The organism is Xanthomonas sp. 3793 (assembly GCF_024806835.1).
GTDB classification, from domain to species: Bacteria; Pseudomonadota; Gammaproteobacteria; order Xanthomonadales; family Xanthomonadaceae; genus Xanthomonas; species Xanthomonas arboricola_F.
Window position 1 is genome coordinate 1,037,685 of the sequence record NZ_JANTYU010000001.1, and the last position, 13,191, is coordinate 1,050,875.

Genomic DNA, 13,191 nt, shown 5'->3' on the forward strand with positions numbered 1-13,191 from the left:
TGCGCGTTGCGCATCTGCAGCGTCTCGGCGCCGCTGCCTGGGCAAACCCGACCGTCGGCGTCCAGCGTCGACAGTCTCTGCAGCTGGAAGCGCGCGCCCGCACATCAGGCCGCCACGGCCTGCATATAAAAAAACCCAGCAGGCGCGAAGCGTTAGCGGGGTTGATCTATTTCAACGTTGCTGATGATCAGAACGGCTGCGCACATCTACCGGATACCCGACTACGTGGCCTGGAACGCCTAGATGGTTGACTCCGAGGGGGCGTAAACAGCCGGCGGCAGGGATATCAACCGACTGCAGGAAGTCGGTCAAGAAGACGGACGAAAGCCGGGGCGCTTGCGGGATCTGCGCCAACGGTCGCGGTTGCCCCACGCCTGCGGTCACCTACCCTTGGGGGCAGCAGTGGATCCACGCAACATCAAACTGAAATCCAGCGTCTGCTGAAGCGGCACGTCCGCCCTTTCGATGATGGCGAGCAGCAGGTTGACCGCGCGGACACCGATCTCCCGCATGGGTTGCCGAATGGTCGTCAATGGCGGCGTGAGGTAACTCGACGACGCCAGGTCGTCGAAGCCGACAATGGACAGCGCATCCGGCACGCGGATGCCCAGGTCCCGGCAGGCGGCCAGGGCGCCCAACGCCATTTGATCGCTGAAGCAGAAGATCGCGGTCGGCGCGGGCGTACGCGCCAATAGCGCCATCGCAGCCGCATGGCCGGATTCCACGGAGAAGTCGCCCGGCACGACGGTCAGGTTGCGCAGACGGCCGCGTGCCTTGCCGGAGGCCCGGGCCCCTTCCAGTCGCTGCTGGTGCAGCGGATTGTCGGGCGGACCGCCCACTACGGCGACGCGCTCGTGCCCCAGTCCATACAGGTGTTCCATCATGGCGCGCGCGGCGGCCGCGTTGTCGATGTGGACGCTGGGGATGCCCAGCGCCGGGTCGAACTCGCAGCCGTTGACCACCGGCGCGGCGGCGCCCAGTTGCTTGACGATCTCACGCGCCGTCGGCGGAAGGCCGTGCCCCAGCACGATCAGGCCGTCTGCCTCGTTACGTCGGAGCATCTGTGCGTAGCGCTCCTCGCGATCGGGCTGGTGTTGGGTATCGCCTAGCAGGACGGCGTAGCCGACGGCTTGCGCCGCGTCCTCCGCACCCTGCAGGATCTGGGCGAAGAAGGGATTGGCGATGTCCGGGACGGTGACCAGGAGCTTGCCGCTGCGCTGGGTCTTGAGCGTCCTGGCCACCGTGTTGGGGACATAGCCCAGCGCGGCGGCGGCCTGCTCGATGCGCGTGCGCGTGGCCGGCAAGACCTTTTCCGGCCGGGAAAGCGCCCGCGACACCGTGCCGGCGGTGACGCCGACGTGCTTTGCGATGTCGTAGATGGTTGTTGCCATGAGCTCGGTTCTTCTTTCCGCTGTGCAGCGCACAACGGGTCTTGCGGGTGGCCCATGCTAGGATGATTCAATCGATTGCATGAGGGCGAATCACGTTGAAGACGCTCAAGGGTCCGGCGCTGTTCCTGGCACAGTTCATCGCCGACACACCTCCCTTCAATCGCTTGGACACACTGGCCGGTTGGGCTGCAGGGCTCGGCTATTCTGGCGTACAAGTGCCGACCAGCGCGCCCCACCTGTTCGATCTGGCCCAGGCTGCGCAGAGCCAGGCGTACTGCGACGACGTCGCCGGCATGTTGGCCGGGTACGGCCTGCAGGTCACCGAGTTGTCGACCCACTTGCAGGGGCAGCTGGTTGCCGTCCACCCCGCCTACGATCAGTTGTTCGACGGATTCGCACCGTCGGACAAGCGCGGCGATCCCGCCGCCCGCCAGGCCTGGGCAGTTGAACAACTGCTGTTGGCGGCCAGGGCCAGCCAGCGCCTGGGGCTGACGGCACATGCCACGTTCTCCGGCGCGCTGGCCTGGCCCTACTTCTACCCTTGGCCGCAACGCCCGCCGGGGCTGGTGGACGAAGCCTTCGCCGAACTCGGCCGCCGCTGGCGCCCGATCCTGGATGCCTTCGACGCCTGCGGCGTGGACCTGTGCTTCGAGATCCACCCAGGCGAGGACCTGCACGACGGCGCGACCTTCGAGCGCTTTCTCGATATGGTGGACCACCATCCACGCGCCAAGATCCTGTACGACCCCAGCCACCTGCTGCTGCAGCAGATGGACTACCTGGGCTTCATCGACCGGTATCACGCCCGCATCGGCATCTTCCACGTCAAGGACGCGGAGTATCGCGCCAGTGCGCACAGCGGCGTCTACGGCGGCTACCAGGACTGGATCGATCGTCCGGGGCGGTTCCGTTCGCTCGGCGACGGCCAGATCGACTTCAAGGCGATCTTCTCGAAGTTCGCGCAATACGATTTCCCGGGCTGGGCGGTGCTGGAGTGGGAGTGCTGCCTGAAGCATCCGGAAGACGGCGCACGCGAGGGTGCCGCGTTCATCCGCGACCACATCATCCGCGTGACCGAACGCGCCTTCGACGACTTCGCCGACAGCGGCGCCGATCCGCCATCGCTGCGCCGCATGCTGGGGATCTGAGCCAATACCGCCTGGGAGGGCAAGCCATGAGGCACACCATGTCGCGCTTGGGCGCGATGATGTTTCTGCAGTTCTTCATCTGGGGAGCATGGTTCGTGACCCTGGGCACCTACCTGGTGCAGGGCCCCCTGCAGGCCAGCGCGAGCCAGGTAGCGACGGCCTTCCTCAGCCAGTCCATCGGCGCCATCGTGGCGCCGTTCCTGGTCGGCCTGGTCGCGGACCGCTACTTCGCCGCGCAGCGCATCCTCGCGGTGCTGCACCTCGCCGGCGCGGTGCTCATGTGGCTGGCGTCCACGGCGACGAGCTTCGGCCTGTTCTCCGCCTGCGTCATGCTGTACATGCTGCTGTTCATGCCGACGCTGGCACTGGTCAACAGCGTGGCGATGCGGCACATGCAAGCGCCTGAAAAACAGTTCCCGCCCGTGCGGGTGGCCGGCAGCGTCGGCTGGATCGTGGCGGGCGTGCTGATCGGCTGGCTGGGCTGGGAACAGGCACACCGGCTCGAACTGACGTTCCGGATGGCGGCGCTGGCATCGCTCGCCCTGGGCCTGTATGCCTTCACCCTGCCGCACACCCCGCCGCTGGCGCAACAGCGCGACGCCGGGCTGGGACAGATGCTGGGACTGGACTCGCTGCGGCTGCTGAAGTCGCGCTCCTATCTGGTGTTCTTTCTGGCCTCGATCGCCATCTGCATCCCGCTGGCGTTCTACTACAACTTCACCAACCCGTATCTCAACGATCTGGGCGTGCGCGGCGCGGCCGGCCTGCAATCGCTGGGCCAGGTGTCCGAAGTGCTGTTGATGCTGGCCATGCCGTTCCTGTTCGTGCGGCTGGGGGTCAAGACGATGCTGGCGCTGGGCATGGCGGCGTGGGTGCTGCGCTACGCGATGTTCGCCTTTGGCGATGCGGGCGGCGGTTTTTCCTTGCTGGTGATCGGTATCGTGCTGCATGGCATCTGCTACGACTTCTTCTTCGTCACCGGCCATATCTACACCGATGCGCATGCCGGCCCCGCCGCGCGCAGCAGCGCGCAGGGCTTCATCACCCTGGCCACCTACGGCGTGGGCATGCTGATCGGCACGTTCCTGTCCGGTGCGGTGGTCGAGCACTACACCACGGCGGCGGGCCCGGACTGGCAGCAGATCTGGCTGTTCCCGGCAGGCGTGGCGCTGGTCGTGCTGGTCGCCTTCCTGCTGCTGTTCCGCGACCGGCCGGTCGCCGCGGCCATCCCCTCCACACGCTGAGAACCCCACCCGATGAGCAAGCTTGGAATCGCCATCGTCGGCACGGGCATGATCGGCGCCGTGCATCGTCGCGCGGCGCTGCTGGCCGGTGCGCAGGTCCGCGGCATCGCCGCCTCATCCCCGCAACGCGCACGCGAGGTTGCGCAGTCCTGGAATGTGCCGCGCGCCTATCGCGACATCGAGGACGTGGTCGCCGATCCGCAGGTGCAGGTGGTGCACGTCTGCACACCCAATCATCTGCACCGCGCCATGGCGCAGGCGGCGCTGCAAGCCGGCAAGCACGTGATCTGCGAGAAACCCCTGGCCACGACATTGCAGGACGCCCAGGCAGTGGCGGCTCTGGCCGCCGCGACCGGGCTGGTTGCCACGGTGCCCTTCGTCTACCGCTATCACCCGGTGGTGCGCGAAGCGCGCGCGCGCATCGCGCAGGGCGACCTGGGGCCGCTGCGCTTGATACACGGCAGCTATCTGCAGGATTGGCTGCTGGATCCCGCCAGCAACAACTGGCGCGTGGACCCGGCGCTGGGCGGCGCATCGCGCGTGTTCGCCGACATCGGCTCGCACTGGTGCGACCTGGTGGAATGGGTCGGCGGTGAGCGTTTTGTCGAGGTCAGCGCTGCCTTCGTGACCGTGATCGCCGAGCGCGGCGCCCTCACCGGGCAGAGCTTCAGCACGCCGACGGCGGGCGGCGCGATGCAGGCGGTAGCGAGCGAGGACGTGGCCGCAGCGATGTTCAGGACCGGCGCGGGCACGCTGGCGTCATTGACGGTCAGCCAGGTCTCGGCGGGGCGCCGCAATCGCCTCTGGTTCGAGATCGACGGCGCCAGGGCCAGCGTGGCGTTCGACCAGGAGGATGCCGAACGGCTGTGGATCGGCCTGCCCGACCAGCGCGAGGAAATCTTCGTGCGCGGGCCGGGTGCCGGCAGTGCCGAACAACGCCGGCTATCCACATTGCCGGCCGGGCATGCGCAAGGCTACGGCGATTGCTTCGAGGCGTTCGTCGCCGACACCTATCGCGCCATCGAAGGCGAGCGGCCGGACGGCCTGCCGACCTTCGAAGACGGGGTGCGCTCGGCGCTGATCGTCGATCGCGTCATCACATCGGCCAGGTCGCGTGCCTGGACATCCATCGATTGAATCCCGGGAGGACTTCCTGATGCATCTGCCTACACGCAGGACCGCGACCCTCGTCCTGCTGCTGCTCGTCGCCCTGCCCGCCTTCGCACGTGACGCCGCCGGCCCGAAACAACCCATCGCGGTGCAGATGTACTCCCTGCGCAACGCCGGCTCGCTCGACCAACAGCTGAAGATCGTCCACGACGCGGGCCTGGGCGCGGTGGAAACGGTCGGCACGCAGAACGTCAGCGCTGCCGAACTCAAGCAGCTGCTGGACAGGTATGCGATCAAGGCGATCTCCTCGCACGTGCAACTGGCCGATCTGCGCAAGGACCTGGACGGCGCGCTCGCCTTCAACCGGTCGATCGGCAACACGACACTGGTAGTGCCCTACCTGGACGAGAAGGATCGGCCGACCGATGCCGCGGGCTGGACCGCATTGGGCCAGGAACTGGGCCAGATCGCCAAGCGGGTGCGGGCCAAGGGCATGCACCTGGCCTACCACAACCACGACTTCGAACTGGTCGACTTCGATGGCAAGACCGGCCTGGAGCTGCTGTTCGCAGCGGCCGGACCCGATCTGGAGACAGAGTTGGACCTGGCATGGGTTGCGCGCGCCGGCTACGACCCGGCGGTGATGCTGGGCAAGTTCAAGGGCCGCATGTTCGCGGTACACGCCAAGGACAATGCCCCGAAAGGCCAGGCCGAGGACGAGGGCGGCTTCGCCGCCGTCGGCCGGGGCGTGCTGGACTGGAACGCGATCCTGCCTGCCGCAGCGGGTGCCGGCGTGCGCTGGTACATCATCGAGCACGACCGTCCGCGCGATCCGGCCACGGTCATCCAGATCGGTGCCGATTACCTGCGTGAACACCTGCCCGCCGGCACCCATCGCTAGCGCGCACAGGAGCCCCGCTTGAAACCGATCCTGACAATGGCCGTGGCTTTGCTCGGAACGACGCTTGCGACCACGGCATGGTCCAAGGACGACCCGACGGCCGGCGCGCAGCTCTACGCAACGCACTGCACGGCCTGCCACGGCGCGACTCGCGCGGGCGTCCCGCCCACGTTTCCTGCGCTAACCGACGTGGGCAAGCGGCTGCAACCCGCGCAGATCAAGGAGAAGATCGTCAAGGGCGGCGGGTTGATGCCGCCCTTCCCTCAGCTGTCGCAAGAGGATGTCGACAACATCGCAAGCTTTCTGGTGCAATAGGGCGTGCCACCGATGCCCGAGAGGTCGCGTTGGGTTTGTCGGATTGCCAGTCAGGCCAAGCCGCGCGGCGCCGGCTGGCGGCCTGACGAGCCCAATCCGCAGGTCAGCTCTTGCGCGCCTGGCGCTACGCCATCACCCCAGCCGCATCCGCCACACATGCGCGCGCTTCTTGCCTGCGTGCATGCGCAAGAGCGGCGCGATCTGCGCGGGGATTGATGGCACACCCCAAGATGCCGGCGACAGCGTTGCGCCGGCGCTACAGCGCGCGCACCCAGATGTTGCGATAGCTGACTTTGGAATCGTGCTCCTGCAACAAGATCGGCGCGCACCCATGCGGCGCATACGACGGCGCGCCGATGTACTCGGTCTTGCCCGACAGGACGGTGTTGTCCTGCACCAGTACGCCGTTATGCAGGACGGTGATGCGGGCAGGTGAGATGAGTCCGCCCCCCTGCGAAAAGCGGGGCGCCTTCCAGACGATGTCGTAGGCCTGCCATGCGCCCGGCGCACGCGAGGCGTTCACCAGCGGAATGGCCTGCTTGTAGATCGCGCCGGCCTGGCCGTTGGCATAGGTCGGATTGTCGTAGCTGTCGAGCACCTGGAGCTCATACAGTTCCTGCAGGAAGATCCCGCTGTTTCCCCGCTGTTGGCCTTCGAACCCCCGGGTCGCGGCAGGCGTGCGCCACTCGACATGCAGCTGGATGTCGCAGAAGCGCTGCCTGGTGCGGATGCCCTTGCTGCCCGGGACCACGGTCAGCGCGCCGTCGGCAACGCTCCAGGGCGCCCGTCCGCCCTGCTCCGACTCCCAGGCGGAGAGATCCTTGCCATCGAACAATACGATGGCGTCGGAAGGCGCGCCGCCCGGGGGCGTGGCCACGGTCGCGGGGACGGGCGTCCAAACCTCGGTCTTGGCCGGATCGCGCGACGGCTCGCCACTGGTCTGCGCGAATGCAGGCGCCGCGGCCAGCAGGCAGGCTGCCATCAGGAGAAGTCTGGTCATGGTGTTACCGGGGAAGTGGCGCAGGGGCGCATCGTCGCAGCCCATCAGTTCGTCGCCCAGGCAGGCGTACCGGGGACATAGGCCATGTCACCGTCGTAGCGGCCCGGCACGGCCACGTAGCGCAGCACGTCGGTCGCGGCGACCTTCGAGGTGAAGAAGCTGAAGATGGCCAGCTGCTTGATCATCGTGAAGTAGTGCGGCATTGCTTTCGCCTTTTCGGCGGTGCCGATATCAGTGGTTTCGACGACATGTTTCCTGGCTTCCGCATCCAGCGCGCGCAGCAGCTCGGTGCGCGCCTGCGGCGCGAGCGACACGAAGCGGCCGCCGGCGCGTTTGTCGATGTCGGCCAGGCCGGCGCGGAACGCCGCCTGCTGCTTGGCGGTGTAGCAGTCGGTGACGAATTGCGCCATGAACGGGCCGGCGCTGGCATCTTTGGCCCCCGGCGTTTTGGTCCGCGGCAGGATGGTCTCGGCGATCTCGTCCAGCGTGCCGACATCGGCGGCGGAGAAGATGGTCTTCGCTCCCTCGGCCGGCGCCTGTGCCTGGCCCAGCGCGGGCAGGCCGATCATGGCCGCGCCCGTGGCGGCGACGATCATCTTCAGCAGTTCGCGGCGTTCCATCACAGGTTCCCCGCTTTCAGTTCGCGCACCGCATGGTCCGCCGCGCGTGCCGTCAGCGCCATGTAGGTCAGCGAAGGATTGACGCAGGCGCTGGACGTCATGCAGGCACCGTCGGTCACGTAGACGTTCGGCGCGTCCCAGACCTGGTTGTGCTGGTTCAGCACGGAATTCTTGCGGTCGCGGCCCATGCGCGCGGTGCCCATTTCGTGGATGCCCTTGCCGGGCGCGTAGTCGTCATCGTGCATCTGCACGTCCTTGACACCGGCGGCCTCCAGCATCTCTGCGGCATCGGCGGCCATGTCCTTGCGCATGGCCTTTTCGTTCGCGCGCAGGGACACATCCATCGCCAGCACCGGCAGCCCCCATTTGTCCTTGCGCTGCGGGTCCAGGCGAATCGTATTGTCGTGGTGAGGCAGCATTTCGCCGAATCCGGTCATGCCGATGCGCCAGTCGCCCGGTTGCGTCAGCGCGTCCTTCAGGTCGGCGCCGATATTCAGCTCGGCGATCTCGCGCGACCACCCGGTGCGGCTGGCGCCGCCCTGGTAGCCGAACCCGCGCAGGTAGCCGCGTCTGTCCGCGGCGACGTTACGGAACCGCGGAATGTAGAAGCCGCAGGGACGCCGGCCGAAGTAGTACTTGTCCTCAAAGCCCTCGACCCGGCCGGAGGCGCCCGCGCCGAAATGATGGTCCATCACGTTGTGCCCAAGCTCGCCGGACGAAGACCCCAGCCCGCCGTCCCAGACATCGGTGGCCGAGTTCATCAGCAGCCAGCTCGAGTTGAACGAAGACGCGTTGAGGAAAATGACCTTGGCCGTGTACTGATAGGTCTGCCCGCTCTCGGCATCGACGATCTCCACGCCGCGTGCTCGCTTGCGGTCCTTGTCGTAGAGCACTTCCTTGACGATCGAGAACGGCCGCAAGGTCAGGTTGCCGGTCTTCATCGCCGCCGGCAGCGTCGCCGACTGGGTCGAGAAGTAGGCGCCGAAAGGACAGCCCAGGATGCACTTGTTGCGATACTGGCAGTTGACGCGGCCCTGCTCGACCATGGGCTGGGTGATGTTGGCGGTACGCGAGTGGATCAGGTGCCTGGTCCCGCCAAAGGCCTTCTTGATCCGCGCGGCCACGTCCCTTTCGACGATGTTCAACGGGATCGGCGGCAGGAACTGGCCATCGGGCAACACGTCCAGGCCCTCGCGCGTGCCGGCGATGCCGGCGAACTTCTCCACGTAGTCGTACCAGGGCGCGATGTCGGCGTAGCGGATCGGCCAATCGGTGGCGATACCGTCCTTGAGGTTGGCCTGGAAGTCCAGGTCCGACAGGCGATAGCTCTGCCGTCCCCACATCAGCGAGCGGCCGCCCACGTGATAGCCGCGGTACCAGTCGAATCGCTTGAGCTCGGTGTAGGGCGATTCCTTTTCGTTGGCCCACATGCCCTGCAGGTTCTCGACCAGGCCGTAGTCGCGCTTCAACACCGGATAGTCGGCCTTCATCGCCTGGGTCGGCCGGTTGTAGTGCGGGAAATCCCACACTTCCTTCATCGCGTTGACATAGTCCTTGACGTGCTCGATGTTGCGTCCGCGTTCCAGCATCAGGACCTTGAGGCCTTTCTCGGTCAGTTCCTTCGCCGCCCAACCGCCACTGATTCCCGAGCCAACGACGATGGCGTCGTAGTGATTGTCTGCCATGGGTTCTACTTCACCTTGGTGGATAGCGTTTCAGACGTCGCAGAGGCGGATCGCCTCGCGCAGCGAGCCGACGGGATCGGGCGCGGAAGGAATGAATTCCTGCGCCAGATAGCCATCGAAACCGGTATCGCGGATTGCGCGACAGATGGCGGGATAGTGCAGTTCCTGAGCGTCTCCGATCTCGTGCCGGCCAGGCACGCCTGCGGTGTGGTAATGCTTGAAGAACGCGTGATGCTTGCCGATGGTGGCTATGATGTCGCCCTCCATGATCTGCATGTGGTAGATGTCGTACAGCAGACCGAAATGGTCCGAGCCGATCCGTCGGCACAGCTCCACGCCCCATGCCGAGTGGTCGCACAGGTAGTCGGGGTGATCGACCTTGGAGTTCAGCAGTTCCATCACCAACACGACGCCGCGCTTCTCGGCGTGTCCGAGGATGCGCTTGAGTCCGGCTTCGGCGTGGGCCATGCCCTCCTGGGGGTCCATGCCGTTGCGATTGCCGGAAAAGCAGATGAGGTTGCGATAGCCGGCATCGGCCACCAGGTCGATGTGCCGCGTGTAGCGCTCGACCAGCTGGTCGTGGAACTGACTGCCGGCGAAGCCCTTGTCCAGCCCCATCTCCGCGCCGTTGCACATCGAGCTGTAGACGCCGTTGGCCTTCAGCGCGGGCCAATCCGCAGGACCGACCAGATCGATGGCGGCGAACCCGATGCCCTTCACCGTCTGGCAAAGCTGGGCGATCGACTGCTGCGGAAACGTCCAGCGGGCCACGGAATGCTTCAGGTTGCCCTTGCGCGGCGCAGCAGCGGCAGCAGCGGCAGACGCAGGCAACATGCCCACGACGCCGAGGCCAACGCTACCGGCGACGGCAACGCGCAGCGCATCTCGCCGCGTGAACCCCGCGGCCGGCGCCGGCCCGCTCGATTGGATAGACATCCGTTTTCCGGCCTCCCAACCGGTATCAAATGCTAGGCATTCGCCGCAATTCAATCGATTGCACCATAAAGTAGACAATCGCGGTTTTGCAAGACGCAGTGCACGAAATCCCTGCTGCAGGGCAAAACCCCTGTCGCGCCAGACGCTGCATCACGGTGATGGAACCTCGGGCGTCGCAGGAGGTGGACGGCCAGACGATCTCAGCCCATTGCGGCGATGTCGACCGCGGCCTTTTGTAAGCAACTCCGCACGCAAGCAGGTAACTCGTTAACGCCTGCCATCGCGCTAGCGCCCGTTTCTCTGTCGATCATCCAGCGTATTCCAGAGGACCCAGTCAGTCGTTCCTGACTCGCATCACGGCAAGCCTGGCATGCAGCGACAGTCTGTCCTGCTACGCATGCGCAGAAGCAAAGTGATGCAGCAGCCTGCGCGGCCCCGGGTTCGCGCACTGCAATCGTCTTGAGCGATTCGGCACCCATCCGCATGACCCCATCTTGCAGTGACGGTAGCCGACTGAATCAGGTAAACGTACCCGTAAGCGTCTTTGGGCGCCGGCTGTGGCGGTCGAACTTGCCAACGCACGGCCCCACTCCGGCCAACCGGCCGTTGCCGTAAGTCTTGCGGCCCACCCAAGCGGTCGGATGCCTGAGCGCGCAGGTGTTCGCTCTCGTCGCTTGGCAACACGGATCAGCAACCGATCATCGCCGATGCGTGTTCCAGCAACCACAGTCGCATCAGCCATTGGTACCGGACAGATCGGCACCGCAGTGCGTCACCGAAAATTGCGCCGGCCGAAAACATCGCTGTGCCGACTTGGATCGCGAGCAGGATGCATCGTCACTTCCTGGGGCGCCAAGAGCGCGCCGACATGTCTATCCCACCGGTCCGGTTTCTTCACGCTGGACACAATAAGGGCGCAAGCACCCAGCAACTCGGATAAAAAAAGGCCCTTGGCAAATGCGCCAAGAGCCCTTGTTTACATCTTTAAAAATGTATTCGCTTAGAACGGAATATCGTCATCGGCAAAATCGTCCATCGGCGGCGCCGACTGCTGCTGGGCCGGCTGCTGACGACGCGGGGCATAGTCCTGGCCACCGCCGCCGCCACCGTAACCGCCCTGGCCACCACCACCGCCACCGCCCTGCTGACGCGGGGCCTGCGCGCGCTGCGGGCGATCGCCGCCCATGCCACCGCCGCCGCCTTCACCACGGCCGCCGAGCATCTGCATCTCGTTGGCGACGATGTCGGTGCTGTACTTTTCCACGCCGTCCTGACCGGTGTACTTGTCGTAGCGCAGTTCGCCTTCGACATACACCTGCGAGCCCTTGCGCAGGTACTCACCGGCGATTTCGCCCAGCTTTCCGAAGAACACCACGCGATGCCACTCGGTGCGCTCCTGGTTATTGCCTTCGCGATCCTTGCGCATGCTGGTGGTGGCCAGGCTGACGCGGGTGATCGCCATGCCGGCCTGGGTGTACTTGGTGTCGGGATCGTTGCCGAGGTTGCCGACGAGGATGACTTTGTTGATGCCGCGGGCCATAGCTGCTTCCGAAATGATGCGCTGGCGCCGGAGGCGCGCAGCGATGAATGTCTGTGCGGCAATGTTACCGCACCTGCCCACCGACGGTCGTGGCAGGTTGCCGCGCCCGGCTGCCGGGCAAGCGCCCCGCCCAGGGTCGGAAATCCAGCCCGCACGGGCCTTTGCAGCCGCGCGACAGCGAATATGAAGGCCGCGGTTGCGCCCGGCGGGACGGATCCTGCCGGTACACCTATAATCGGCGCTCATCACGAACGCCTGCGCATGACCATCGCCGAAGACCTCCCCACCGTGCTGGGCCTGCCCCAGATCCAGTCCCTCGCCGCGCCCGACATGGCCGCGGTCGATGCACTGATCCGCCGCCGTCTGGCCTCGGACGTCGTGCTGATCAACCAGATCGCCGATCACATCATCTCCGCCGGCGGCAAACGCCTGCGTCCGATGCTGGTGATGCTGGCCGGTCACGCGGCGGGCGGCTCCGGCCCGGAGCATCACCAGTTGGCGGCGATCATCGAATTCATCCACACCTCGACCCTGCTGCACGACGACGTGGTGGACGAGTCGGACCTGCGCCGCGGGCGCAGTACCGCCAATGCGCTATGGGGCAATGCACCCAGCGTGCTGGTCGGCGACTTCCTGTATTCGCGCAGCTTCCAGCTGATGGTCGAGCTGGACCGCATGGAAGTCATGCAGATCCTGGCCGACACCACCAACCGCATCGCCGAAGGCGAAGTGCTGCAGCTGCTGCACGTGCATAACCCCGACACCGACGAAGCCGCCTACCTGCGGGTGATCGAGCGCAAGACCGCCGTGCTGTTCGCCGCCGGCACCCGCCTGGGTGCATTGGCCTCGGGCGCGGATGCCGATGTGCAGCAACGGCTTTACGACTACGGCATGCAGCTGGGCTTTGCGTTTCAGATCGCCGACGACGTGCTCGATTACGCCGCAGATGCCACCGACCTGGGCAAGAACCTGGGTGACGACCTGGCCGAAGGCAAGGCCACGCTTCCGCTGATCCATGCGATGGCGCATTCGGACGCGGCCACGCAGCAGCGCCTGCGGCAGATCGTCGAACAAGGCGATGCAGCCGCGATGCCGGAAGTATTGGCCGCCATCCACGCCACCGGCGGGCTGGACTACAGCCGCCAGCGCGCCGCCGAATACGCTGCCGCCGCCGAACAGGCGCTGGACACCCTGCCCGCCAGCCCAGCGGTTGCCGCGCTACGCGGCCTGGCGCGCTACGCGGTCGAACGCACGCACTGATCCGGAGCGCTGGGCGCTCCGGACGGGATTTGGGATTGGAG

12 protein-coding genes are annotated in these 13,191 nt (G+C 66.0%); 6 read left to right on the forward strand and 6 right to left on the reverse strand.

What is annotated here, in order from left to right; all coding sequences use genetic code 11:
• Nucleotides 1–380: 380 nt before the first annotated feature.
• The gene (locus FHY18_RS04325) at nucleotides 381–1,391 is read right to left on the reverse strand and encodes a LacI family DNA-binding transcriptional regulator (protein ID WP_259151702.1); all 1,011 of its coding nucleotides are present in this window, start codon (nucleotides 1,389–1,391) and stop codon (nucleotides 381–383) included.
• A 95-nt stretch (nucleotides 1,392–1,486) separates the two neighbouring features.
• On the opposite strand from FHY18_RS04325, the gene FHY18_RS04330 reads away from it, so the two are divergent.
• From FHY18_RS04330 to FHY18_RS04350, 5 genes are read left to right on the forward strand one after another with little or no spacing between them, the layout of a single operon-like run.
• On the forward strand, nucleotides 1,487–2,539 hold the full coding sequence (locus FHY18_RS04330; protein WP_259151704.1) for a sugar phosphate isomerase/epimerase family protein: 1,053 nt from the start codon (nucleotides 1,487–1,489) through the stop codon (nucleotides 2,537–2,539).
• A 26-nt stretch (nucleotides 2,540–2,565) separates the two neighbouring features.
• Entirely contained in the window at nucleotides 2,566–3,783 is a 1,218-nt protein-coding gene (locus FHY18_RS04335; RefSeq protein WP_259151705.1) for an MFS transporter, read from the forward strand.
• A gap of 12 nt (nucleotides 3,784–3,795) precedes the next feature.
• Complete coding sequence (locus tag FHY18_RS04340) at nucleotides 3,796–4,920, forward strand: Gfo/Idh/MocA family oxidoreductase (protein WP_259151707.1); 1,125 nt, start codon at nucleotides 3,796–3,798, stop codon at nucleotides 4,918–4,920.
• Nucleotides 4,921–4,939: 19 nt separating this feature from the next.
• Nucleotides 4,940–5,794: a sugar phosphate isomerase/epimerase gene (locus FHY18_RS04345; protein WP_259151710.1), complete on the forward strand. Its 855-nt coding sequence runs from the start codon at nucleotides 4,940–4,942 to the stop codon at nucleotides 5,792–5,794.
• A gap of 18 nt (nucleotides 5,795–5,812) precedes the next feature.
• Nucleotides 5,813–6,109: a cytochrome c gene (locus FHY18_RS04350; protein ID WP_259151712.1), complete on the forward strand. Its 297-nt coding sequence runs from the start codon at nucleotides 5,813–5,815 to the stop codon at nucleotides 6,107–6,109.
• A gap of 256 nt (nucleotides 6,110–6,365) precedes the next feature.
• Here FHY18_RS04350 and FHY18_RS04355 read toward each other — a convergent pair whose 3' ends face one another.
• From FHY18_RS04355 to FHY18_RS04375, 5 genes are all read right to left on the reverse strand, one after another.
• A complete protein-coding gene (locus tag FHY18_RS04355; protein WP_259152493.1) occupies nucleotides 6,366–7,109 on the reverse strand; it encodes a DUF1080 domain-containing protein in 744 nt (247 codons plus the stop codon).
• 44 nt (nucleotides 7,110–7,153) lie between these two features.
• Nucleotides 7,154–7,729, reverse strand: a complete 576-nt coding sequence (locus FHY18_RS04360) for a gluconate 2-dehydrogenase subunit 3 family protein (RefSeq protein ID WP_259151713.1) — start codon at nucleotides 7,727–7,729, stop codon at nucleotides 7,154–7,156.
• The gene (locus FHY18_RS04365; RefSeq protein ID WP_259151714.1) at nucleotides 7,729–9,414 is read right to left on the reverse strand and encodes a GMC family oxidoreductase; all 1,686 of its coding nucleotides are present in this window, start codon (nucleotides 9,412–9,414) and stop codon (nucleotides 7,729–7,731) included. The genes FHY18_RS04360 and FHY18_RS04365 overlap by 1 nt, the downstream gene beginning before the upstream one ends.
• 30 nt (nucleotides 9,415–9,444) lie before the next feature.
• Nucleotides 9,445–10,350: a TIM barrel protein gene (locus FHY18_RS04370; RefSeq protein ID WP_259152494.1), complete on the reverse strand. Its 906-nt coding sequence runs from the start codon at nucleotides 10,348–10,350 to the stop codon at nucleotides 9,445–9,447.
• 1,000 nt (nucleotides 10,351–11,350) lie between these two features.
• Nucleotides 11,351–11,890: a single-stranded DNA-binding protein gene (locus FHY18_RS04375; RefSeq protein WP_259151715.1), complete on the reverse strand. Its 540-nt coding sequence runs from the start codon at nucleotides 11,888–11,890 to the stop codon at nucleotides 11,351–11,353.
• Between the two features lie 261 nt (nucleotides 11,891–12,151).
• On the opposite strand from FHY18_RS04375, the gene FHY18_RS04380 reads away from it, so the two are divergent.
• The gene (locus FHY18_RS04380) at nucleotides 12,152–13,150 is read left to right on the forward strand and encodes a polyprenyl synthetase family protein (protein WP_046962709.1); all 999 of its coding nucleotides are present in this window, start codon (nucleotides 12,152–12,154) and stop codon (nucleotides 13,148–13,150) included.
• Nucleotides 13,151–13,191: the final 41 nt, after the last annotated feature.